The organism is Erwinia sp. MYb416 (assembly GCF_037479575.1).
Taxonomy (GTDB): Bacteria; Pseudomonadota; Gammaproteobacteria; order Enterobacterales; family Enterobacteriaceae; genus Erwinia; species Erwinia rhapontici.
Map to the genome: position 1 here is coordinate 1,540,966 of NZ_JBBGYT010000438.1, position 23,504 is coordinate 1,564,469.

A 23,504-nucleotide genomic window follows, 5' to 3' on the forward strand; every position below is an offset into this window, starting at 1 on the left:
CGGAAGGGGAGTGCGGGTGACAGAACTTCACGCGGTATTGTAATCGCTTCCAAATGCTTCTGGCGCAACCGCTTATGTTTATTACAGTTATTTAACCTTCTTTTGGCGCCCTGTGCGCGTTTTTTCCATATCGATTAGCACAGAAACAGATCGGTCTTGTCGCGTAAGCTATTTGATTTGTTGAATTTTGTGAGCATTGTCGTAAATGTTTTGCGGTGAATAGTCCAGGCTTTAGTGGCTCTTAACCCTATACGATAAAATCCCATCAGAGGAAAAATGATCATGTGGAAGCGTTTACTCTTAACCACTCTCATCAGTGCCAGCCTGTCTGCACCGGCGCTGGCCGAATCCATGACCGTTGGATTCTCACAGGTTGGCTCTGAATCGGGCTGGCGCGCAGCAGAAACCAGCGTGGCAAAAAGTGAGGCTCAGAAACGCGGCATTACGCTGAAAATCCTTTATCGCTCAGGGCGTTGACGCAATCTTTATTGCGCCCGTCGTTCAGACCGGCTGGGAGCCCGTGCTCTCGGAAGCCAAAGACGCCAAAATTCCGGTCTTCCTGCTCGATCGTGCCATCGTCGTCAAAGATAAATCGCTCTATCAGGCCGTCGTCACCGCCGATAACGTTTACGAAGGTAAATTGATCGGTGACTGGCTGGTCAAACATCAGGCAGGCAAACCCTGTAACGTCGTAGAGCTGCAAGGCACGGTGGGTGCCAGCGTGGCCATTGACCGTAAAAAAGGCTTTGCTGAAGCCATTGCTAACACACCCAATATTAAAGTGATCCGCTCGCAGTCCGGTGACTTTACCCGTAGCAAAGGGAAAGAGGTCATGGAAAGCTTTATTAAGGCAGAAAACAACGGCAAGAATATCTGCATGGTTTACGCCCATAACGATGATATGGCGATTGGTGCCATTCAGGCTATTAAAGAAGCCGGACTTAAACCGGGTAAAGATATTTTAACCGGATCGATTGATGGCGTGCCGGATATTTATAAAGCGATGCTGGCAGGTGAGGCAAATGCCAACGTGGAGCTGACGCCAAATATGGCGGGGCCGGCGTTTGATGCGCTGAAAAAACTAAAAAAACACGGCACCATGCCGCCAAAAATTATCAAAACTGAAACGAAACTTTTCCTGCCAGCCGATGCTCAGGCACAGCTGGACACCAAAAAAGGGATGGGTTACTGATCCCCTCATCATGGCGCTACTGGGGGAGAACGGTGCAGGAAAGTCCACGTTGATCAAGGTACTGACTGGCGTCTATCAGCGCGATGCCGGGACCATCATGCTCGGCGGGCAGGCGATAAATCCCCGCAACACGGCAGAAGCCCAGCAGCTGGGAATTGGCACCGTCTACCAGGAAGTGAACCTGCTGCCCTGATTGACCGTAAGACATTAAATCAGCGGGCGGTGAAGCTGATGGCCGACTACGGTTTTGAGCTGGATGTGACACGTCCCCTCGGACAGTACTCGGTGGCAATGCAGCAAATTATCGCCATTTGCCGCGCGGTGGATCTCTCGGCAAAAGTGCTGATCCTCGACGAGCCGACTGCCAGTCTGGATGCCAGTGAAGTCACCATGCTGTTCACGTTGATGACGCAACTCAAAGAGAAAGGCATGAGCCTGATCTTTGTCACTCATTTCCTTGACCAGGTTTACCGCATTACCGACCGTATTACCGTGCTGCGTAACGGGCAGTTTATCGCCACACGCGATACCCGGACGCTGCCGCAAATAGAGCTGATCAAGCTGATGCTGGGGCGCGATCTGCTGGAAACCGCCTTACAGCGGGCTGGCAGCACGCTGAAAAGCAATCAGCCCGTGGTGGAATTTAAAGACTATGGCAAAAAAGGGACGATTGAACCCTTCAGCCTGAGCGTGCGTCCCGGGGAGGCTGTTGGGCTGGCTGGCCTGTTGGGGTCAGGACGGACGGAAACCGCTGAACTGTTGTTCGGCATTAAACGTGCTGACAGCGGCCGCGCTTTCATAAAAGGAAAACCGCAAACAATCCGTTCACCGGCCCAGGCATCGAAGCTTGGCATGGGCTTCTGTCCGGAAGATCGTAAAACCGACGGCATTATTGGTGCAGCATCGGTACGCGAAAATATCATCCTGGCGTTGCAGGCCCAGCGAGGCTGGCTGCGACCGATCCCCAAACGTGAGCAGCAACAGGTGGCTGACCGCTTTATCAAAAGCCTGGGGATCCGTACCCCGGATGCGGAGCAGCCGGTAGAATTGCTCTCCGGCGGTAACCAGCAGAAGGTTTTGCTGTCCCGCTGGCTGGTCACAAAGCCGCAGTTTCTGATTCTGGACGAACCCACGCGTGGCATTGATGTGGGTGCCCACGCAGAGATTATCCGCCTGATTGAGACGCTCTGTGCCGACGGCCTGGCGCTGCTGGTGATTTCGTCGGAGCTGGAGGAACTGGTCGGATACGCTGACCGCGTGGTGATCCTGCGCGACCGCCAGCAGGTGGCGGAAATACCACTGGAGCAACTGTCCGTTGCGGCCATTGTTAACGCGATTGCCGCAGGAGGGGAGCAACATGCCTGAATCGCATCTGATGGCGGGGAAACCACCGATGTTAAAACGAAAACTACCGCCGGGATTACCGCAGATTGGCGCACTGCTGCTGGTGCTGATTATTGACAGTCTGGTGGCAAACAACTTTTTTGCTGTCCATCTGCAGGACGGACGACTGTTCGGTAGCCCGATTGATATTCTCAACCGCGCCGCCCCCGTCGCGATCCTGGCTATCGGTATGACGCTGGTGATCGCCACCGGGGGCATCGATCTGTCGGTGGGTGCCGTGATGGCGATTGCAGGCGCAACGGCGGCCACGCTGACCGTGGCCGGGCACAGTATTCCGGTGATTATTCTGGTCACGCTGGGCAGCGGCATTCTGTGTGGATTATGGAATGGGGTGCTGGTGGCGTTGCTGAAGATCCAACCGTTTGTGGCCACATTAATCCTGATGGTGGCGGGGCGCGGTATCGCGCAGCTGATCACCCAGGGGCAAATTGTCACCTTCGACAGTGATGCGCTGGCGCGGCTCGGCAGCGGGACACTGCTGCTGTTGCCCGTTCCGGTGTGGATCACGCTGACCCTCGCACTGCTGGTGTGGTTGCTGACGCGAAAAACAGCGCTGGGGATGTTTATTGAAGCGGTGGGGATCAACCTGCGTGCGGCGCGCAATGCGGGCGTCAACGGCTGGCTGGTGGTGATGAGCACCTATATTCTCAGCGGGCTGTGTGCCGCGGTGGCCGGGCTGATTGTGGCGGCGGATATTCGCGGTGCCGATGCCAACAACGCCGGATTGTGGCTGGAGCTGGACGCGATTCTGGCGGTGGTGATTGGCGGTGCATCTCTGATGGGCGGGCGATTTAATCTGCTGCTGTCGCTGATTGGTGCGCTGATTATTCAGGCCATGAACACCGGTATTCTGCTTTCCGGTTTCCCGCCAGAACTGAATCAGGTGGTGAAAGCGGTGGTGGTGATGCTGGTTCTGTTGCTGCAATCCCCGCGCTTTATTCAACTGTTTAAACGAGGGCACCGCCGTGATTAAACGTCATCTGCCATTAATGATCACCCTGCTGGTGTTTGTGGCGGGGTATCTGTTCTGTCTGAGCCAGTTTCCGGGGTTTGCTTCAACAAGGGTGATCGCCAATATCCTCACGGACAACGCCTTCCTCGGTATTATTGCCGTTGGCATGACCTTTGTGATCCTCTCTGGCGGTATTGACCTGTCGGTGGGCGCGGTGATCGCCTTTACCGGGGTGTTCCTTGCCCGTTTGATTGGTGATTTCCATGTCGACCCGTGGCTGGCCTTTGCGCTGGTGATGTCGCTGGGGACGGCGTTCGGTGCCTTTATGGGCTGGCTCATTGATGCCCTGAAAATCCCGGCGTTTATTATCACGCTGGCCGGGATGTTTTTCCTGCGGGGCTGTAGCTATCTGGTGGCTGAAAGTTCATTACCGATCGATCACCCACTGTATGCCACGCTCTCATCCATGGCGTGGAAGATCCCGGGGGGCGGGCGCCTGAGTTTGCTGGCGGTGATTATGCTGGTGGTGGTGGCGTTCGGTATCCTGCTGGCGCACCGCAGCCGTTTTGGTAATCAGGTCTACGCCATTGGCGGCAACGCCACCTCTGCACAGCTGATGGGGATTTCCACCCGCAGCACCACGGTGCGGATCTATATGCTGTCATCGGGTCTGGCGACGCTGGCAGGCATTGTATTCTCCATTTATACCTCGGCGGGTTATGCGCTGGCAGGAATGGGCGTGGAGCTGGACGCCATCGCCTCGGTGGTGATCGGCGGCACGCTGCTGTCGGGGGGTGTCGGCACGGTACTGGGGACGCTGTTTGGCGTGCTGATCCAGGGGCTGATTCAGACCTGGATTAACTTCGACGGCACATTGAGTTCATGGTGGACGAAGATTGCCATCGGCGTGCTGCTGTTTGCGTTTATTGCGCTGCAACGGCTGCTGACGGTGATGTGGGATCGGCAGCAGAATGCGCCGGTGAAGCGATTAAGTTAAGTTCACAACTCATAACCTCAAGGGCGGGCCTTCTTATGCGGTCCGCCAGTCGCCGCCGCCCTTTGCGGCAGGCGCTGCGTCCACTGCGTGGATGCCTTCGCAAGCGCGGTTCACTTCACGTAGGGGCAGACCCTTTTTTCCGGTTTGCCCGTGATGTTGAGCAGGGGCCTTACCCGGTTTTACGGGGAGATCATCTAAATATGTCTTGCCAGTGATCTGGCAAGACAGTGTCTACGTGATGAGGTTAAAAATCATCCTGTTGCAGGTAGCACCAGGCGTACTGCGCATAAAGTTCGGCCCCGGTCACCATCACATCTTCATCGATATTAAAACGGCCGTGGTGGTGCGCCCAGTCGGTGCCTTTCTCGGCATTGCCACAGCCGAGCAGGGCAAAACAGCCGGGGATATTTTCCATAAAGAAGCTGAAATCCTCACCACCGGTGGTCGGTTTCTCGTCAAACAGCACCCCGGCCCCAAACGCATCGCTGATCACGGACTGTGCCAGTAGCGCACTGCGTGCCTCGTTAATCACCGGCAGTGTGCCGTAGGTGTACTCAACCTGCGCTGTTGCACCATAGATTGCCGCCGTATGCTGCGCATAACGCTCAATCGCCGCTTTAAGACGTTCACGGGTGTCGACGTCAAAGCAGCGCACCGTGCCATCGAGAACCGCATTTTCGGCGATAACGTTAAAACGTGTGCCCACTTCCATACGCCCGATGGTCACCACGGCGGACGCCAGCGCGGACGTTTCCCGCGCCACAATGGCCTGCAGATTCATCACAAACGATGAGGCCACCACCGCCGCGTCAATACAGGCTTCCGGCATCGAACCGTGGCCACCGCGCCCTTTAAACGTGACTTTCAGCAGGTCGGCGGAGGCAAAGGATGAACCGACGTTGCAGGACACTTTACCAGAGGCAGTCGTCGTCCAGATATGCATGCCAAAAACGTTATCAACGCCGTCCACCGCGCCCTGTTTCACCATGGCACGCGCACCCTGGGCGATCTCTTCTGCAGGCTGGAAAATCAGTCTTACATTACCGCGCAAACGGGAGCGATGCTCCTGTAAAGCTCTGGCTGCCGTCAGCAGCATTGCGGTGTGGGCATCATGCCCGCAGGCGTGCATTTTACCGTCGGTCAGGGATTTATAGCTGAGTGAGTCGCTGAGCTCTTGCACTGGCAGCGCATCCATGTCGGCGCGCAGGGCAACAGTTTTACCCGGTTTACCCCCACGGATCTCGGCAATGATCCCGGTCGGTTGCGTGCGGCGATAGTCGATGCCCATTTCATCCAGCAGAGCGGTCACCGTATTGGTGGTGCGTACTTCTTCCCATGGCAGTTCCGGGTGGGCATGCAGGTCGCGGCGCAGGGCGATCATCGCGTCAACATGCGCATGGACGGATTTTTTAATATCGTGATTAATCACTGTTTAGCTTCCTTGTTGGTTTTTTATGCAGTAATAATATACGCCACCATGACACCGGCCATCACCACGGACACCATGGTCACGGAGATAAATCCACCGACCAGCATCGGGGCCAGCATGTGCTGCATCAGCACCTCGCGCTCATTTTCATCGCGGGTCAGGGCGGTAATGGCTTCATGGGTAATAATATAGTCTGCCGGGAAACCGTACATTGAGGTCAGGGCGATGGCGAAGGCCATCTCGGTGCTGACGCCCAGCAGCTTACCCACCACCCAGCAGACGATAAACATGCCGATAACCGCAGTGGCGATCAGCACCAGCATGGGCAACAGCAGGCGCAATAACATCTCCGGCGTCGCGCGGTTCAGCGTATCAAAGATAAACAGCATCAGCCCCATCACCGCAAAGCCAAAACCGTTGGCTTTCTGTAATGGCTGCTTCTCTAAAAAACCTAGCGTGGTCGCCACCACGCCAAACAGCAGGCACAGGACAAACGGGCTGACGGAGATGACTGGCGCCAGCCAGTCAGACACCCGATACGCCAGATAGCCGACGGCCGCCAGGCGCAGGAATTTAAAGTAGCTGGTGTTGTAATGGGCTGGAAAGCGTTTAAACAGGCGTGGCATGACATCCGCTGACGGGTGCGCTGTCACCGCAGGCGTCTCTGCCGTCACGACTGCCTGAGGCCACGCCCCGCTGCGGTACAGGCTCAGCACTCGCTTGCCCTCGCGTTGCAGCATAATGGCGGTTAGCGGATAACCGGCAAAGCCCTGCATCACGTAGATCAGAATAGCGAATACCGACAAATCGACCAGACCCGCACTGGCCGCGCCTTTCGACATAATAATTGCCGAAACGATACCGCCAACCAGTGGCGGGATAGTGACGATAGCCGTATTAAAATCGAACAGTAGCAGGCAGACGCCAAAGACTGTGACAAAAATACCGGCGATACCGGCCAGAGAAATAACAATCGTCTTCCACTGACGGATCAACTCCGGCACGGACAGCAGCGTGCCCATATTGGTGATCAGCAGATACATCAGCATCACCGCTACCACCGGCGTGATCCCGGCAACGCTGACAATATCTTTGGGGAAAAAAGTCCAGTAACCGATTAAAAACAGTACCGCGCAGACAAAGACGGAAGGCACCCACGCTTTCGTTCTGACTGAAACCAGATCACCGAGATATAGAATAGAAATAATCAGTAAAAGAGCGAGCATTTGCGACATGAACCACTTCCATTTGAATAATTATTAGAATAATTCCTCTGACCGAGGCGCGAATGACGATATGATTAAAACTCAATGAAATCATGGGGTTTCCAGCTTCCAGGTTTCATAGTAAGCGGAATGCAGCCGTGCTGACCAGCAGAGATTGAAATAAAGTGAAAGGCGGTGGAAACAGGAAGGCACGACGGAGGGACGGGAGGGGCGGACCTCTTGCGGTCCGCCTGATATCTCACTGAACCCGTGGGATTAACGCTGATTCAAACGGTAGTACGCTTCGTTCCAGCGCAGGGCATCGCGGAACCCGTGCAGCGTTGTCTCCTCATCAATCACCAGCACCTCAATTCCGTGCAGTTCAGCATAGAGGCGCATATCTTCCACCGTCAGCGCCTGGCTGAACACCGTATGGTGTGCACCGCCGCCGAGGATCCAGGCTTCAGACGCTGTCGCCAGCGAAGGCTGCGCACGCCACAGTGCACGGGCCACCGGAAGCTTAGGCAGGGCCTGCGGCTGTTCAATCGCATCCACCACATTCACCAGCAGGCGGAAACGGTCGCCCATATCTATCACACTGGCGTTCACCGCGCGCCCGGCAGGGGCAGAGAAGATCAAGCGGGCCGGATCGGCTTTGCCACCTATACCCAGCGGCTGCACATCCAGCAGCGGTTTGGCTTCGCGTGCAATGGTCGGGCAGACTTCAAGCATATGGGAACCCAGCACCAGATCGTTACCCGGTGCGAAGTGATAGGTGTAATCCTCCATAAACGAGGTGCCGCCCGGTAAATCCCCTGCCATCACCTTGAACACATGCAGCAGTGCAGCGGTTTTCCAGTCACCTTCACCGGCAAAACCATAGCCTTGCTGCATCAGGCGCTGAACCGCCAGACCTGGCAACTGCGTCATGCCATGCAGGGTCTGGAAATTCGTGGTAAACGCACGGCAGCCTTCATCGTCCAGGAAGCGCTTGATCCCCAGCTCAATACGGGCAGCATCCAGCACATTCTGGCGCTTATTACCGTTTACCGCTGCCGCCGCGCTGAACTCATAGCTGCTTTCATACTCGTCGATTAGTGTGTTCACATCGCCGTCGCTGACCTGGTTGATCACGTCCACCAGATCGCCCACGCCCCAGCCATTGACCGCATAGCCGAACTGGATCTGTGCCGCGACTTTATCGCCTTCGGTCACCGCGACTTCACGCATATTGTCGCCAAAGCGCGCCACTTTGAGCTGCTGGCTGGCGAGCAGGGCGGCGGCACCGCGCATCCATTGGCCGATACGCTGCTGGGAACGCTCGTCCTGCCAGTGTCCGGTCACCACCTGATGCGGCAGGCGCATACGCGCGCCAATAAAGCCGAACTCACGCCCGCCGTGTGCGGTCTGGTTCAGGTTCATAAAGTCCATATCCATCGTGTCCCACGGGATTTCCGCATTGAACTGGGTATGGAACTGCAACAACGGTTTATTCAGGATCGACAGGCCGCCAATCCACATTTTTGCCGGAGAGAAAGTATGCAGCCAGGTGATAATGCCCAGGCAGCTTTGATCGTGATTAGCCTCGCGGCACAGCGAAAGCGCTTCATCAGGGGTTTTCACCAGCGGTTTAAGGACCAGCGGGAAGGGCAGTTTACCCGCCCGGTTTAAGCCATCCACCACCTGCTGTCCGTGCTGCTCCACCTGGCGCAGGGTTTCCGCACCGTACAGATGCTGTGTACCAATCACAAACCATACGCTACGGGCGTTTAACTGTGTCATAAAACGATTCCTTAACTGACTGATGAAGGTTGTGGGGCAAACTGCGGTTCCGCCAGTTCACACCATTCAAGATAACGTTGATAAAGCTGTTGGAAGCGGGCAACGCGCATCGGGTCCGGTTGCAGGGTTTGTTCCAGCGGGCTGGCCATCTGCGCCTGTGCTGCGGGGATATCCGCATACACGCCAGCGGCCACCGCAGCAAAAATCGCAGCGCCAAGGGCACAGCACTCATCGGAGGCGACAATATCCAGTGGACGGTTCATCACATCACAACACACCTGCATGATGGTTGGTGATTTGCGGGCAATCCCGCCCAGCGCGAGGATTTGCTGTACCGGAATATCCTGCTGTTCGAAACACTCCATAATGGCGCGCGCGCCAAATGCGGTCGCCGCAATAAAGCCGCCAAACAGCGTTGGGGCATCGGTGCCCAGATTCAGATCGGTGATCACACCTTTCAGGCGCTGGTTGGCAAAAGGGGTACGACGGCCGTTAAACCAGTCGAGTACCACCGGAAGATGGTCGAGCTGTGGGTCAGCCGCCCAGGCGGCGGTCAGCTGTTCCAGCAGGCTGTGCTGGATCGCTTCCAGCTGCGGCTGCAGGTCGGGGTGCAGCGTGGCCGCCTGCACTAACGGCCAGCTCAGCAGGCGGCCAAACCAGGCATACATATCGCCAAAGGCTGACTGTCCGGCCTCCAGGCCAATCATGCCCGGTACCACGCTGCCGTCCACCTGGCCGCAGATGCCTTTAATCGCCCGGTCAGCCACGCGATCCGCATCGGCAATCAGAATGTCGCAGGTGGAAGTGCCAATGACTTTCACCAGGGTATAAGGCTGTGCGCCTGCGCCCACCGCGCCCATATGGCAGTCAAATGCCCCGCCGGACAGCACGACATGGTCCGGCAGGCCAAGACGTTCGGCCCATTCGGCACTGAGCTTGCCGACAGGCACATCGGCGGTCCAGGTCTCGGTGAACATCGGGTGATCGAGATCGGCCGTGAGCAACGGATCGAGAGCATTAAGGAATTTCGCTTCTGGCAGTCCCTGCCATAAAGGGTGCCAGAGGGATTTATGACCGGCAGCACAGCGGCCACGCTTCAGGTCGGCAGGGGCGGTAGTGCCGCTGAGCAGGGCGGGCACCCAGTCGCACAGTTCCACCCAGGAAACGGCGGCCTCACGAACCGCCGCATCGTTACGGCTGATGTGCAGGATCTTGGCCCAGAACCATTCAGACGAATAGATACCGCCGATAAAGCGCGAGTAATCCTGATAGTCACCGCTGTGGCAGAGTCGGGTAATGGCTTCAGCTTCTTCAATCGCGGTGTGATCTTTCCATAGCACGAACATCGCATTGGGGTTGTCGGCAAACTCCGGGCGCAGCGCCAGCACGCGGCCTTCACGATCGACAGGAGCGGGGGTGGAGCCGGTGGAATCCACGCCAATACCCACCACGTTAAGGCGCTGCTCAGGGGTTAATTTAGTGACAACGTCACGAATGGCCTGTTCCAGGGCATCAATATAGTCCTGCGGATGGTGACGGAACTGATTGTTCGCCGGGTTGCAGAATCGCCCGGCCTTCCAGCGAGGATAGGCAACCACGTGCTTGTGCAGCTCACGACCACTGGCGCAATCGACCGCCAGCGCCCTGACCGAGTCGCTGCCGAAATCCAGACCGAGGGTAATCGCACCCTTATGCATAGTTGTTCTCCGTTATGTTCAGAAGAGGCTCTTTTACTGTTCCTCTATCCTGGAAACATCGCGGCGGAGTGGTTAGGTGCGGCTGGCTGCAAATATGCACTTTTCTGTCATGCAGGGTGGGAATGTGATGGGCTTCAAATGTTGCCTGTCGGTTAAATTGGCTGAATAGATGGACAAAACGACTGTAATTTCAGGGTGTGATAGCGCTCTACATATTTCCCTTTACTTGCGGGTAAAACTAGCGCACTACCGCCACTGTTAAGTTGTCAGTGCTCAGGTAAGGTCTTGTTTAAATGCTTTTAATTTTTTCAACAACCGATTGTTACCGTTTACACAATCCCGCCCTGAGCGGGCACTGAGCCGGAGAGCCTCATGCACAAATTCACTAAAGCGCTGGCCGCGATTGGCCTCGCAGCCGTTATGTCACAATCCGCTATGGCGGAAACCATGAAGCTGGGTTTCCTGGTGAAACAACCGGAAGAACCCTGGTTCCAGACTGAATGGAAATTTGCCGATAAGGCCGGTAAAGATCTCGGCTTCGAGGTGATCAAAATCGCTGTGCCGGATGGTGAAAAAACCCTGAATGCTATCGACAGTCTGGCGGCCAGCGGCGCGAAAGGGTTTGTTATCTGTACACCTGATCCCAAACTCGGCTCTGCCATTGTGGCCAAAGCACGCAGTTATGGCCTGAAAGTGATCGCGGTGGATGACCAGTTTGTGACCGCGAAAGGCAAACCGATGGACACCGTACCGCTGGTGATGATGGCTGCCACCAAAATTGGCGAACGTCAGGGCCAGGAACTGTACAAAGAGATGCAGAAACGCGGCTGGGATGTGAAAGACACCGCGGTGATGGCGATCACCGCCAATGAGCTGGACACCGCCCGCCGCCGTACCGGTGGCTCTATTGATGCCCTGAAAACAGCCGGATTCCCGGAAAAACAGATTTACCAGATCCCCACCAAATCTAACGATATCCCCGGCGCCTTTGATGCCGGTAACTCCCTGCTGGTTCAGCATCCTGAAGTGAAGAACTGGCTGATTGTTGGCATGAACGATAACACCGTACTGGGTGGCGTCCGTGCGACCGAAGGTCAGGGCTTTAAAGCGCCGAATGTGATTGGGATTGGCATTAACGGTGTGGATGCAGTGAGTGAACTGTCGAAAGGCCAGGCGACCGGATTCTATGGTTCGCTGCTGCCAAGCCCGGATGTCCACGGTTATCGCAGTATCCAGATGCTGCATGACTGGGTGACGAAAGATATCGAGCCTGCCAAATTTACCGAAGTGACCGATGTGGTGCTGATCACCCGCGACAACTTCAAAGCAGAACTGGCGAAAAAAGGCCTGATGTAATCCGTGGCAGCGGGTGGGGCATGCCCGACCCCTACATAACACATGACCGCTGGGGTAAGGGATGCCCGCCCCTGCAAAACACATGACCGCAGGGGTGAGGGATGCCCGCCCCTGCATAACACACGACCGCAGGGGTGAGGGATGCCCGCCCCTGCATAACACACGACCGCAGGGGTGAGGGATGCCCGCCCCTGCATAACACACGACCGCAGGGGTGAGGGATGCCCGCCCCTGCATAACACACGACCGCAGGGGTGAGGGATGCCCGCCCCTGCATAACACACGACCGCAGGGGTGAGGGATGCCCGCCCCTGCATAACACACGACCGCAGGGGTGAGGGATGCCCGCCCCTGCATAACACACGACCGCAGGGGTGAGGGATGCCCGCCCCTGCAAAACACACGACCGTAGGGGCGAGGCATGCCTCGCCCGGATGCCTCCACCCAAAAATGCAGGAGACACCATGACTTCGCAACCACCGTACCTCAGCTTTCACGGCATCAGCAAAACCTTCCCGGGCGTGAAGGCGCTACAGGACATCAGTTTTGACTGTTATGCAGGACAAGTGCATGCCCTGATGGGGGAAAACGGCGCCGGGAAATCAACGCTGCTCAAAATTCTCAGCGGAAGCTATCAGGCCAGCGGCGGTGAGATTCGCCTGCAGGGCCAGCCAGTTAATTTTCAAAACACCACCGATGCGCTCAATGCCGGGGTGGCGATTATTTATCAGGAACTCCATCTGGTGCCGGAAATGTCGGTGGCAGAAAATATCTTTTTAGGCCAGTTGCCACAACGTGCCGGGCTGGTCAATCGTTCCCGCCTGCGCTCAGAAGCCGCGCGTCAGCTCAAAATCCTCGGTATGGATATTGACCCGGATATGCCGCTGAAATACCTCTCTCTCGGGCAGTGGCAGATGGTGGAAATTGCCAAAGCGTTAACGCGTAATGCGCAGGTTATCGCCTTTGATGAGCCGACCAGCTCGCTCTCGGCGCGTGAAATTGATCAGCTGTTCCGCGTGATCCGCCAGCTGCGTGCCGACGGCCGCGTGGTGCTGTATGTCTCCCATCGCATGGAGGAGATTTTTGCCCTCAGCGATGCCATCACGGTGTTTAAAGATGGCCGCTACGTACGTACCTTTACCGATATGGCCACCACCGGAAACGACGAACTGGTGCAGGCGATGGTGGGGCGTGAAATTGGTGATATCTACGGTTACCGACCACGCGCGCAGGGCGATGTGAGACTGAAGCTGGACAATGTGCATGCCAAAGGCGTGCGCAGTCCGGTATCGTTCAGCGTGCGTGCAGGGGAAATTGTCGGGCTGTTTGGCCTGGTGGGGGCCGGGCGCAGTGAGTTGATGAAAGGGCTGTTTGGTGCCACGCGTCTGACCAGCGGTGAACTGTGGCTGGATGGTAAAAAACTCCAGATTAATGAGCCGATTGAAGCCATTCGCGCCGGTATTATGCTCTGCCCGGAGGACCGCAAGGCCGATGGCATCATCCCGGTACATTCCGTGCGCGACAACATCAATATCAGCGCCAGGCGTAATAACCTGAAGGCAGGTTGTCTGATCAACAACAGCTGGGAAGCCAGCAATGCCGGGGTGCATATCCGCTCGCTCAATATCAAAACCCCGTCAGCAGACCAGCTGATTATGAATCTGTCCGGGGGCAATCAGCAGAAGGCGATCCTCGGTCGCTGGCTGTCCGAAGAGATGAAAGTCATCCTGCTGGATGAACCCACGCGCGGCATTGACGTCGGCGCGAAAAACGAAATTTATCAGCTGATTTACGCCCTGGCCGACCAGGGTATTGCGGTGCTGTTTGCCTCCAGTGACCTGCCCGAAGTGATGGGGCTGGCTGACCGTATTCTGGTGATGCGCGAAGGCGAAATCGCCGGAGAGCTGGACCATAACGACGCCACTGAAGCCCTGACGCTGAGTCTGGCGATGCCAAAAACCGCCAAACCTGCCACACACGTGGCCTGACTATGCAGGAGAAACCTATGTCAACGACCTCATCTGTTACACCCGCTGCCCCATCGCGCTTCAGTCTGAGCCGTGTGTGGGACAACTTCGGCATGCTGGTGGTGTTTGCCGCGCTGTTTATTGCCTGCATGGTGTTTGTGCCGAATTTTGGTTCCCTTATCAATATGAAAGGCTTAGGGCTGGCGATGTCGATGTCCGGCATGGTGGCCTGCGGTATGCTGTTCTGCCTGGCGTCCGGCGACTTTGACCTGTCGGTGGCCTCGGTGATTGCCTGTGCCGGTGTCGTCTGCGCGGTGGTCATCAACATGACCGAAAGCCTGTGGATCGGGGTGATTGCCGGGCTGTTACTCGGCGTAGCCTGCGGCTTTGTGAACGGTTTCGTGATTGCCAAACTGAAAATCAACGCCTTGATCACCACGCTGGCCACGATGCAGATCGTGCGCGGGCTGGCGTATATCTTCTCCGACGGTAAAGCCGTGGGTATCGAAGACGAGCGCTTCTTCGCCCTGGGTTATGCCAGCTGGCTGGGCGTTCCAGCCCCGGTATGGCTGACCATTATTACCCTGGTATTGTTTGCTTTCCTGCTGAACAAAACCACCTTTGGGCGCAACACGCTGGCGATTGGTGGCAATGAAGAAGCCGCCCGTCTGGCCGGTGTGCCGGTGGTACGCACCCGTATCATCATCTTTATTCTTTCCGGCCTGGTGTCGGCAGCGGCAGGGATCATCCTGGCATCGCGTATGACCAGCGGCCAGCCGATGACCTCGCTGGGTTATGAACTGATTGTTATCTCAGCCTGTGTGCTCGGCGGCGTCTCCCTGAAGGGCGGTATTGGTAAAATTTCTTATGTGGTGGCCGGGGTCCTGATCCTCGGAACGGTGGAAAATGCGATGAATTTACTCAATATATCGCCTTTCTCACAGTACGTGGTACGTGGTCTGATATTGTTAGCAGCGGTGATTTTCGACCGTTACAAACAAAAAGCGAAAGCGGTCTGACAGGAGGCGTTATGTATCATCGTCTGGCGCCCGTGGCGCAATCCAACCCGTTACTTCCCGGCTATCCGTTTAGCGCCTGGGCACCGTCCCCACGGCATGAAAGGCTACATTCTCAACCTGACCATCAAAGGGCGCGGGCGGGTGTTTGACGGTGAAGCGGCCTTCGATTGTGAACCCGGTGACCTGCTGCTGTTTCAGCCTAAAACACCGCATTATTACGGACGCCTCCCGGACAGCGATTGCTGGTATCACCGCTGGGTTTATTTTCGTCCGCGCGCCTACTGGAGCGACTGGCTGGAGTGGCAGGATGAGGCGCAGGGCGTGGGGCGACTGCGGCTGCCGGAGTCATTACGCGGTGAGTTTGACCGTCTGTTTGCCAATATCGAACATACCCATAACTCCGGGCGTCCGTTTGCAGAAGAGCTGGCAATGAACCTGCTGGAGCGTTTGCTGTTGCGGGCGGTACAGGAAGATCCGCGCAGCCAGCAGCAGGTGCGCGATGCGCGTGTGGTAGAAGCCTGCCAGTATGTGACCAACAACCTGGCCGCAGAGGTGAAAATCGAAGAGGTGGCCAAACATGTCTGTCTGTCACCGTCACGGCTGGCGCATCTGTTCCGTGAGCAAATGGGCGTGAATCTGCTGCGCTGGCGTGAAGACCAGCGGGTGATCCGGGCCAAACTGCTGTTGCAGACCACTCAGGAGCCGATAGCCAGCATTGGCCGTGAAGTGGGCTATGACGACCAGCTCTATTTCTCGCGCGTGTTCCGCAAGCGGGCGGGTGTCAGCCCCAGCGACTTCCGTCGCCGCAGCCTGGACGCCCATGATGCGCTGGTTGCTCAGGAAACCTGGCATTTACCCCGACGTGCCCAGGAGGCGTAATTCAGCCAAATCCTTCTTGTGGTTAGTGAGTTGATCGTCTTAAATCAACGGGTAACCACGAGAGGGATTAATATGAGTGACAAGATTCGAGTTGGCCTGGTCGGCTACGGCTTTGCCAGTAAAACCTTCCATGCACCGCTGATTGCCGGCACATCAGAAATGGAACTGGCCGCCATTTCCAGCAGCAATGCGACCAAAGTCCAGGCCGACTGGCCGTCGGTACAGGTTGTGTCCGATCCCCAGATGCTGTTTGACGATCCCACCCTGCACCTGATCGTCATTCCTACCCCCAATGAAACCCACTTCCCGTTAGCCAAAGCCGCGCTCACCGCGGGTAAGCATGTGGTGGTGGATAAACCGTTTACCGTGACGTTGTCACAGGCGCGGGAGCTGGATGCGCTGGCGAAGGCCAAAGGCCTGTTGCTGTCGGTGTTCCATAACCGCCGCTGGGACAGTGATTTCCTGACGGTGAAAGCATTGCTGGCTGAAGGGACGCTGGGGGACGTGCGTTATTTCGAGTCACACTTTGACCGTTTCCGCCCTCAGGTACAGCAGCGCTGGCGTGAGCAGCAGGTGCCGGGCAGCGGTATCTGGTACGATTTGGGTCCACATCTTATCGACCAGGCATTACAGCTGTTCGGTTCCCCGGTGGCGATTAATGTTGATACCGCCGAGTTGCGTGCGGGTTCAGTGACGACCGACTATTTCCACGCCACGCTGATCTATCCACAGCGCCGCGTGGTGCTGCACGGCAGTTTACTGGTGGCCGCCGAATCTGCGCGTTATCTGGTGCATGGCACCAAAGGCAGCTATGTCAAATTTGGCCTCGATCCGCAGGAAGACAGCCTGAAGTCCGGTGCACGTCCGCCGCAGGAAGACTGGGGCTACGATATGCGTGACGGCGTACTGACGCTGGCGGATGGGGATGTGATGATAGAGAAAGCGCTGCTGACCATTCCCGGTAACTATCCGGCGTACTATGCAGCGATCCGTGATGCGGTGAACGGCACAGGTGAAAATCCGGTGAAAGCGGAAGAGGCGATTCAGGTGATGGAACTGATCGAGCTTGGCCTGCAATCGGCTGAGAAACGCCAGACGATGTCACTGAAATAGCAGACGGGCTGATGCCCCGGTAGGGGCGGGTCATGACCCGCCCTTGTTAGAGTTACGCTGCAACGCGAGCGCGAACCGCTGCTTTCTCAGCATCGCTGAGGAATGCAATCTTCAATCCGTTCTCCTGCGCCGTACGCATTTGTGCCTGGCTCAAACCGGCTGCCGGGGCTGCCACATGGTACTCGTGACCAATCTCAATCCCCTGGACTGCCGGGTCATCCGTATTGATCGTGGCCAGGATGCCGTGCTCCAGGAACGTTTTCAGCGGATGACGGGCGAGTGAAGCCACGGTGCTGGTCTGAATATTGGAGGTCAGGCAGGATTCCACACCAATGCTGTGTTTTACCATAAAGTCCATCAGTGCCGGGTCTTCCACCGCTTTCACGCCGTGACCAATACGTTCTGCCCCCAACTCACGAATCGCCTGCCAGATGCTTTCCGGCCCTGCGGCTTCCCCTGCGTGGACGGTAATGCGCAGTCCGGCATCGCGGGCGCGCGTAAAGTGGCTGAGGAACTGGCTGCCAGGGAAGCCAAGCTCATCTCCGGCAAGATCCAGTGCGGTAATGCTGTCACGGTGTGCCAGCAGGCCGTTCAGCTCATCCAGACAGGCTTCTTCACCAAAGGTACGGCTCATAATGCCAATCAGACGCACATCAATATTATTTGCGCTGCAACCCGCTTTAATCCCGTCGATAACGGCTTCAACCACACCCGCAATCGGCAGGTTGTGGGTCATTGCCATATAGCCCGGGGAGAAGCGCAGTTCAGCATAATGAATACCGGCACGTGCCGCATCCTGCACGTTTTCCAGCGCCACACGGCGGCAGGCATCCAGAGAGCCCAGCACTTTTACGCCCCAGTCCAGCTTATTGAGGAAACTCACCAGGTCAGGCTCGGTTTCAATCACCTGCACATGCGGGCGCAGGGTTTCCAGCGTGCTGGCAGGCAGCGTCAGATTAAACTCACGGCCTAAATCGAGGATGGTTTGTGCGCGAATATTGCCGTCAAGGTGGCGGTGAATGTCGGTGAGGGGAAGCTGGGAATCGATCATATCGGCACTCTCTGTTTTTTTAATAAAGTGCGGAGCATTATAAAAACTTATTGCGCAACAGCGCCAGTTAATTGCGCATCAGGTTAAAGGTTTTAGTTTTTTTGCCGAAAATAGCATCAGAAGTACCACATTTACTGTGACGCTACGGCGTAAGACCAAGGGACTGAACGCAATGACTGTTATTTCTTCTGTTGGAAACCTGTCAGTGAACACGTTGCCGGGCGCAACGAAACTGGCCACTACCGCTGCGGCGGTAGACACGTTACAAACGCCGCCCCTCTCCTCAACCACGGTGTCTCTCGGCCAGTCTGCGGCCGCGCCCCCCGTTTATTCTCTGCCACGTGTTTCAACAGCTGCGACGCAAACCGACAATCAGGGGACTCTGAGCGTAAAAACCGCCAGTGGCGCAGAGGTTGAACTGACCCAGGCCAGTGACGGGTCGGGTGTTCAGATCAAAGTGAACAAGGGAACCTTGAGTGAAGCTGAACGCAGCGCGCTTGAGAAGCTGTCGGACGGTTTTAAGAAGGCGATGGAAGGGCTGACAGGTCAGCCACCGCGTCTTGACCTGAGCGGCTTGACCAGATTTAACAGTGCAGTACTGACGTCAGTCGATCTGCAGGCGAAAGTGACAGGCGAAAATAAGCTGACGCTGGCTTTTCATGCTGACACTAACACGCGTTCGGTAAAATCCACCGGCACCCTCGGCACCGTAGATATCAGCGTGGATATGAGTAAGCGGGCGATCCTGGGTAATGAGAGTCAGCAGCAGCGGGCGCTGAGCCAGTATCTGAAGCAGTTCGACCGGGCGCAAAGCCGGGGTGAGGGTAACAGTACGCTGATGACCATGTTCAAGGATGCCTTTACGGCGCTAAACAGTCACTACGACCATAAAGCGCTGACCTCCGGGCTGCAACTCGCGCTGACCGCGGACAGAAACGCGCAGAATTATTTCTACACGCAGATTGATGATAAGGCGGAAAGCACCACAGAAGTGCAGTATCGCAAAGGGGCGCTGGTGTCGGCGACGCTTGACCAGTCGGCGAGTACTCCTTTGCGGATTATCTGCGCCAGCATACACTGCCAGATTTCGGGGAAGAGGTGCTGTTAAATTCTGATCCTTCCAGTCTATAAAGCCAACGGGCCGCGGTTGCGGCCCGGTGGTTTACACATCTTACTGCGGCATACCTTCTGGTATGGCATAACTACCCAGCATATTTTGTTGCGAAACGCCGAGTCGGGGCAACAGTTTTCGGACTTTCTGATATACCGTGCCCGCTGGACTCACGCTGAGTCCGTCCGTAAGTGGATCGTCCAGCGGACAGTAAAGACGGATTTATTGTATTCCAGGAAAATCACTACTGACGCAGTCTCATACGACTGGTACAGTATCAACCTTTATTACCGAACCCTAATCGGACACGTAATAAAATAGGAGAGTGATGGTTTATAATATGAAAAGGACTGCTGCAATTTAACATCATGTAAAGGAATACACTATGTACGTAGATGAAGACGGTTATATTTTTGACGTCCGAATTGAAAGGAAAATATTTAAAGGGATAGAACGGGGTAACCTGGATAACGTCAATGGCATTATTGTCCATCAAACTGACAGTACGTCGGCTCAGAGTACATTTAATAGCTATAATAATACGTCCGCGAATGGGGCGCATTTTTTAATTGATAAAGATGGAACGGTCTATCAAACAGCCTCTCTATTAAAAATGACATGGCATGTTGGATTGATGCAATCCCGATGTATTTTAAAGAAAGCATGTAACCCTACTGAAACCACATTAATAACGTTGCATAATGGCCACTGGAACTCTACAAAACCTAAAAAGATATCAGATTTAGAAAAGGAGAAACGTTTCCCCGATCGCTTTCCGAACAACACTGACAGTATCGGCATTGAAATAGTGGGATCGCCGAGCTTACATCTAAATTCAATGTCCCTATGACTGAGATTTACAGGCATCCTGATGTAGGTACAAAACACGAAACTGAGGCCAGCACAGCGATATGGGAATAAAAAATCTCTTACTAAGCGCTATGTTCTTATTATCTTTGTATGCACAGGCCGGTAGGGAAGTAGTGCAACTCGAAATATTACAAAGCGGTCATTATGGGGGGGCTTCTAAGGAAGATCCCTACAACTACACTACGGAATGTAAAGGCTGGAATCCCACCAAAGAACAATTGATGGACTACTTTGTCAATGCTAAAGAAGCGGATTCTAGCGAGGGTTGGCTACACGAATACTATTCTCCCTGCATTGCGACTGGGAAAGTAACCTTTAAAGATGAATCCTTTGGGGAGTGGGGGATTTACGATACCGGTTATGGGGTGGTGGATTTTAAGGACAAGGCGAATAAAACCGTAAAGCAAAAATATTTCCTTAACTTAAAGAATGGATGGGATAGCGAATAAGTAAACGTCTTACTGGATTATCTGCGCCAGCATACACTGCCAGATTTCGGGGAAGAGGTGCTGTTAAATTCAGACGGGCCGCTGTTGCGGCCCGTTGGTTAACACATCTTACTGCGGCATACCTTCCGGTACCGCTCCGCCACCCAACATATAGCGGGAGAGGAACTGTTCCAGCGGCATCTTCTCACCGTTCATGGTGATCTGACCGGCGCCATATTGCAGGCTGATGGTGATGTTATTATCCTGCTGCGTGGTCAGTTTGAACATCTGGCCCATCGCCGCCAGGCCTTTCACCTGCTGGTCAGCCAGTTTCACCGCATCTTCCTGCTTGTAGCCTTCACCCATGGCGACGTGAGTCATCATTTCGGTCGCCATTGGCATCGAAACAGCCAGTTTGGTATCCAGCGTTTTCAACACACTGTCCACTTGCTGACCCAGATTCTGCACAGGAGCAGTGGCAGTAGACGGATCTTTGAACTGTGCATTCAGGGTATAGGTGCTTTCCCCTTTGTCATTTTTCCAGCTAAATGGCGCAATGCTGATGGACGGATCGCCCTTCAACAGCAACGACAGGTTAGCCGTCAGCAGTTCACTGGCGCGCTGCTGATAAAGCTCAGGGTTTTCCTGCATCGCTGGATCGTTGGTCAGTGCCTGCACCTGGCGATTATAGTTTTCAGAGAAGGTCTTGACGGCTTTGCCATCGAAGCCATCCAGTTTAATCGTCAGCTTGCCCTGGCCAAAAGGCTGACCCTGCAATTTCAGGCTGTCTAAACTGTAGTCAATCAGACCGGAAACGCGGTTGTTGGTGGAGTCAAAACTGGACTTACCGTTCAGTCCTTCAGCCACCATCGCTTCTTTACCTTCCACCGCCGCGCTCAGTTTTTTCAGATTGATGGTCTGATCGCCAATGCGCAGTCCTTCCGGGCTGAGATGGGTATTGGCATCAATTTTCAGGCCGTTGACGGTAAACAGCACCGGCATATCCAGCTCATTTTTGGTGGTCATCACCAGGCTGTCGATATCACCGCTAAAGTCGACCTTATCGCCTTTGTCATCGGCGCTCACCTTCAGGGTGCCGCCATTGAAGGCAAAGCGCTCACCGGTTTGCGCATTGCTGTAATCGGCCGGCAACAGGCGAATGTCTGAATCGGTGCTGCCGCCGTAGCCGATACGGGTTTCTGCCTGCACGATGGACTGACCTTTGGTGATTTCAAACAGCTTTTTCACCACATCGGTATTCTCCAGTTCACTATGAACGGAGGCCATGCTCGGCATCAGGTTGAATTTTTTCAGCTGGGCCAGCGGGAAAGGGCCATGATCGATATTTTCACTGAAAATGATGCTCTGGCCTGGCTTCAGAATAGAGTTATCTTCGGTTTGTGAACTCGACTGTAAGACAAAGCGCGCATGGCTGCTGAATACGCCACGCTGGAAATCCTGGTAGCTCAACTTCAGCCGGCTTTCCGGTGCCGTGTTCTGGATTTGCGCGTTAGCCTGCTGAACCATCTGGTCCATGTTTTTTTCCAACTGCTTGCCAGTAAACCAGGCTCCCGCAGTCCAGGCCACGCCAAGAGCAATCACTACACCCACGGCAATCTTTGTTTTTTTCATCTGTAATATCGTCCTTTTCTGTTCACGAAGACGGGCGTACCCGTTCAGGTCCTGCAGGTAACCCTTTGGCGATAAAAAACGCCATAACGGCGTTTTTGATAATTCCTAGATAATCTTAGCAATTATGGTCGCTGACGTCAGCCGCAATTCGGCAGATCGTTATAGACTCGCGCCACGCGACCGCTACCCCTTAGCGTAAGGGGAGACTCGCTGGCGGTAATCCATGCCGATTCGCCTGCTGTTAACGACAACATCTGTTCACCACAGTTCAATAGCGCTTCACCGTCAATACAAAAAAGGATCGCAGCGCTTTGCTGGCTAACGGTTAACGGATCGTCGGTCAGCGTGTGGATGGCAAAGGCGAAATCATCCACCGGAATCGGGAAGTTAAGCATCGTTCCCTGCTGCACGGGTGTGGTCAGCAGACTCTCTGCTGGACGGGAATCAAAGCGCAGATTGGCCAGCAACTCCGGGACATCGATGTATTTCGGCGTCAACCCGGCACGCAGCACATTATCTGAATTTGCCATCACCTCCAGCGCCACACCGTGCAGGTAGGCATGCGGTGTTTCGGCGAACAGAAACATCGCATCAGACGGCTGTAAGGTGATGACGTTCAGCAATAGCGGGGCAAACAGGCCGCTGTCATCAGGATAAACGTCAGCGATCTCAGCGATGGTCTGCCAGGGTTCAACAGACTGACTGGCAACGGTGGTGCGCAGGATATCCAGCGCGAGGGATTTCTCTTCATCCTGCATAGAGAGCAGGCTGGCAAACAGCGAAGCGAGAGACGTGGTATCTGGCGTATTTAGAAAATGGGCAATGGCCGGATGAGCGCCTGCGACCGGCTGTAGCAGCGAGACGATTTCAGACAGCGGACGGAAGCCGTTAATTGCTTTAAACGGCGTCAGCGCGTACACCAGCTCCGGTTTATGATTGGCATCTTTATAGTTTCGCGTGGCCGCATCCAGCGGAACGCCGCTGGCGTTTTCGCGTGCATAGCCAACTTCGGCCGCCGCTTTACTCGGATGCACCTGAATCGACAGCGGCTGTGCAGCGCACAGCACTTTAAATAAAAACGGCAACTCGCCAAAACGCTGCGCCACACCGGCACCTAACTGCGCAGGCGGGTCAGCATCGATCACATCGCGTAGCGAGCGAGATTTGCCATCGACGACGATGTGCGATGGGCTTTTCGGATGGGCTCCCATCCATAATTCGGCCATCGGCTGCTGCGACGGATTAGCGATCCCATACAGTTCAGTGAGCGCGGTTTTACTGCCCCATGCGTAATTTTGCAGCGAATTGATTAATTTTTGCATCATATCTCCCTGGTCATTCACTGGTTACTGGATGTATTAAAGCAGAAAAGCACCGCTGAAAGACAATCGGGATGCAATAAACGCGAATGAGTCGCATA

At 55.3% G+C, this 23,504-nt stretch carries 16 protein-coding genes and 3 pseudogenes; 12 read left to right on the forward strand and 7 right to left on the reverse strand.

Annotated features, from left to right (window positions below):
- The first annotated feature begins 282 nt into the window (after window positions 1-282).
- From ytfQ to yjfF, 4 genes and pseudogenes are all read left to right on the forward strand, one after another.
- Window positions 283-1,192 (forward strand): annotated as a pseudogene (gene ytfQ / locus WH277_RS16790) (galactofuranose ABC transporter, galactofuranose-binding protein YtfQ).
- A 7-nt stretch (window positions 1,193-1,199) separates the two neighbouring features.
- A pseudogene (locus WH277_RS16795) lies at window positions 1,200-2,557 on the forward strand (sugar ABC transporter ATP-binding protein); the annotation flags it as partial.
- Window positions 2,550-3,569 (forward strand): galactofuranose ABC transporter, ATP-binding protein YtfT, encoded by a 1,020-nt coding sequence (gene ytfT, locus WH277_RS16800; protein WP_133845181.1) that lies wholly within the window; start codon window positions 2,550-2,552, stop codon window positions 3,567-3,569. The pseudogene WH277_RS16795 and the gene ytfT, both read left to right, overlap by 8 nt.
- A complete protein-coding gene (yjfF, locus tag WH277_RS16805) occupies window positions 3,562-4,545 on the forward strand; it encodes a galactofuranose ABC transporter, permease protein YjfF (RefSeq protein WP_133845179.1) in 984 nt (327 codons plus the stop codon). Before ytfT ends, yjfF begins: the two co-directional genes overlap by 8 nt.
- 244 nt (window positions 4,546-4,789) lie before the next feature.
- Here yjfF and WH277_RS16810 read toward each other — a convergent pair whose 3' ends face one another.
- The 4 genes from WH277_RS16810 to WH277_RS16825 all read right to left on the reverse strand — a co-directional run bounded on the left by WH277_RS16810 (window position 4,790) and on the right by WH277_RS16825 (window position 10,658).
- Window positions 4,790-5,974, reverse strand: coding sequence for an amidohydrolase (locus WH277_RS16810; RefSeq protein WP_445235322.1), 1,185 nt, complete (start codon window positions 5,972-5,974; stop codon window positions 4,790-4,792).
- 23 nt (window positions 5,975-5,997) lie between these two features.
- Window positions 5,998-7,209: a hypothetical protein gene (locus WH277_RS16815; protein ID WP_339505982.1), complete on the reverse strand. Its 1,212-nt coding sequence runs from the start codon at window positions 7,207-7,209 to the stop codon at window positions 5,998-6,000.
- A 246-nt stretch (window positions 7,210-7,455) separates the two neighbouring features.
- Window positions 7,456-8,961, reverse strand: a complete 1,506-nt coding sequence (gene araA, locus WH277_RS16820; RefSeq protein ID WP_133845174.1) for an L-arabinose isomerase — start codon at window positions 8,959-8,961, stop codon at window positions 7,456-7,458.
- Window positions 8,962-8,972: 11 nt separating this feature from the next.
- Window positions 8,973-10,658, reverse strand: coding sequence for a ribulokinase (locus WH277_RS16825; RefSeq protein ID WP_133845172.1), 1,686 nt, complete (start codon window positions 10,656-10,658; stop codon window positions 8,973-8,975).
- 372 nt (window positions 10,659-11,030) lie between these two features.
- Between WH277_RS16825 and WH277_RS16830 the strand changes: the two genes are divergently transcribed.
- The 5 genes and pseudogenes from WH277_RS16830 to WH277_RS16850 all read left to right on the forward strand — a co-directional run bounded on the left by WH277_RS16830 (window position 11,031) and on the right by WH277_RS16850 (window position 16,992).
- On the forward strand, window positions 11,031-12,014 hold the full coding sequence (locus WH277_RS16830) for an arabinose ABC transporter substrate-binding protein (protein ID WP_133845170.1): 984 nt from the start codon (window positions 11,031-11,033) through the stop codon (window positions 12,012-12,014).
- A gap of 464 nt (window positions 12,015-12,478) precedes the next feature.
- A complete protein-coding gene (araG, locus tag WH277_RS16835; RefSeq protein WP_133845168.1) occupies window positions 12,479-14,002 on the forward strand; it encodes an L-arabinose ABC transporter ATP-binding protein AraG in 1,524 nt (507 codons plus the stop codon).
- Between the two features lie 17 nt (window positions 14,003-14,019).
- Window positions 14,020-15,000 carry an L-arabinose ABC transporter permease AraH gene (gene araH / locus WH277_RS16840; protein ID WP_133845166.1) on the forward strand — a complete coding sequence of 327 codons (981 nt, stop codon included), beginning with the start codon at window positions 14,020-14,022 and terminating at the stop codon, window positions 14,998-15,000.
- An 11-nt stretch (window positions 15,001-15,011) separates the two neighbouring features.
- Window positions 15,012-15,879, forward strand: a pseudogene (gene araC, locus WH277_RS16845) (arabinose operon transcriptional regulator AraC).
- A gap of 72 nt (window positions 15,880-15,951) precedes the next feature.
- Complete coding sequence (locus tag WH277_RS16850) at window positions 15,952-16,992, forward strand: oxidoreductase (protein WP_133845162.1); 1,041 nt, start codon at window positions 15,952-15,954, stop codon at window positions 16,990-16,992.
- 52 nt (window positions 16,993-17,044) lie between these two features.
- Here WH277_RS16850 and add read toward each other — a convergent pair whose 3' ends face one another.
- A complete protein-coding gene (gene add / locus WH277_RS16855) occupies window positions 17,045-18,043 on the reverse strand; it encodes an adenosine deaminase (protein ID WP_200642144.1) in 999 nt (332 codons plus the stop codon).
- Between the two features lie 172 nt (window positions 18,044-18,215).
- Between add and WH277_RS16860 the strand changes: the two genes are divergently transcribed.
- The 3 genes from WH277_RS16860 (at window position 18,216) to WH277_RS16870 (ending at window position 20,473) form a co-directional block, all read left to right on the forward strand.
- Complete coding sequence (locus WH277_RS16860; RefSeq protein WP_339505983.1) at window positions 18,216-19,151, forward strand: hypothetical protein; 936 nt, start codon at window positions 18,216-18,218, stop codon at window positions 19,149-19,151.
- Between the two features lie 388 nt (window positions 19,152-19,539).
- Window positions 19,540-20,004, forward strand: coding sequence for a peptidoglycan recognition protein family protein (locus WH277_RS16865; protein ID WP_339505984.1), 465 nt, complete (start codon window positions 19,540-19,542; stop codon window positions 20,002-20,004).
- Between the two features lie 61 nt (window positions 20,005-20,065).
- Window positions 20,066-20,473: a hypothetical protein gene (locus tag WH277_RS16870; protein ID WP_133845154.1), complete on the forward strand. Its 408-nt coding sequence runs from the start codon at window positions 20,066-20,068 to the stop codon at window positions 20,471-20,473.
- A gap of 108 nt (window positions 20,474-20,581) precedes the next feature.
- Here the strand turns inward: WH277_RS16870 and WH277_RS16875 are convergent, their stop codons facing one another.
- Window positions 20,582-22,084, reverse strand: coding sequence for a YdgA family protein (locus tag WH277_RS16875; RefSeq protein WP_133845152.1), 1,503 nt, complete (start codon window positions 22,082-22,084; stop codon window positions 20,582-20,584).
- Between the two features lie 137 nt (window positions 22,085-22,221).
- Window positions 22,222-23,406: a mannose-6-phosphate isomerase gene (gene manA / locus WH277_RS16880; protein WP_259150559.1), complete on the reverse strand. Its 1,185-nt coding sequence runs from the start codon at window positions 23,404-23,406 to the stop codon at window positions 22,222-22,224.
- Window positions 23,407-23,504: the final 98 nt, after the last annotated feature.

What these genes read in the sequence shown, in the direction of transcription:
- WH277_RS16825 (WP_133845172.1), bottom strand. Translation starts at nt 10,658, where the DNA reads ATGCATAAGGGTGCGATTACCCTCGGTCTGGATTTCGGCAGCGACTCG.
- WH277_RS16830 (WP_133845170.1), top strand. Translation starts at nt 11,031, where the DNA reads ATGCACAAATTCACTAAAGCGCTGGCCGCGATTGGCCTCGCAGCCGTT.
- WH277_RS16860 (WP_339505983.1), top strand. Translation starts at nt 18,216, where the DNA reads ATGACTGTTATTTCTTCTGTTGGAAACCTGTCAGTGAACACGTTGCCG.
- WH277_RS16870 (WP_133845154.1), top strand. Translation starts at nt 20,066, where the DNA reads ATGGGAATAAAAAATCTCTTACTAAGCGCTATGTTCTTATTATCTTTG.
- WH277_RS16815 (WP_339505982.1), bottom strand. Translation starts at nt 7,209, where the DNA reads ATGTCGCAAATGCTCGCTCTTTTACTGATTATTTCTATTCTATATCTC.
- WH277_RS16865 (WP_339505984.1), top strand. Translation starts at nt 19,540, where the DNA reads ATGTACGTAGATGAAGACGGTTATATTTTTGACGTCCGAATTGAAAGG.
- WH277_RS16875 (WP_133845152.1), bottom strand. Translation starts at nt 22,084, where the DNA reads ATGAAAAAAACAAAGATTGCCGTGGGTGTAGTGATTGCTCTTGGCGTG.
- araA (WP_133845174.1), bottom strand. Translation starts at nt 8,961, where the DNA reads ATGACACAGTTAAACGCCCGTAGCGTATGGTTTGTGATTGGTACACAG.
- ytfT (WP_133845181.1), top strand. Translation starts at nt 2,550, where the DNA reads ATGCCTGAATCGCATCTGATGGCGGGGAAACCACCGATGTTAAAACGA.
- araH (WP_133845166.1), top strand. Translation starts at nt 14,020, where the DNA reads ATGTCAACGACCTCATCTGTTACACCCGCTGCCCCATCGCGCTTCAGT.
- add (WP_200642144.1), bottom strand. Translation starts at nt 18,043, where the DNA reads ATGATCGATTCCCAGCTTCCCCTCACCGACATTCACCGCCACCTTGAC.
- manA (WP_259150559.1), bottom strand. Translation starts at nt 23,406, where the DNA reads ATGCAAAAATTAATCAATTCGCTGCAAAATTACGCATGGGGCAGTAAA.
- WH277_RS16850 (WP_133845162.1), top strand. Translation starts at nt 15,952, where the DNA reads ATGAGTGACAAGATTCGAGTTGGCCTGGTCGGCTACGGCTTTGCCAGT.
- araG (WP_133845168.1), top strand. Translation starts at nt 12,479, where the DNA reads ATGACTTCGCAACCACCGTACCTCAGCTTTCACGGCATCAGCAAAACC.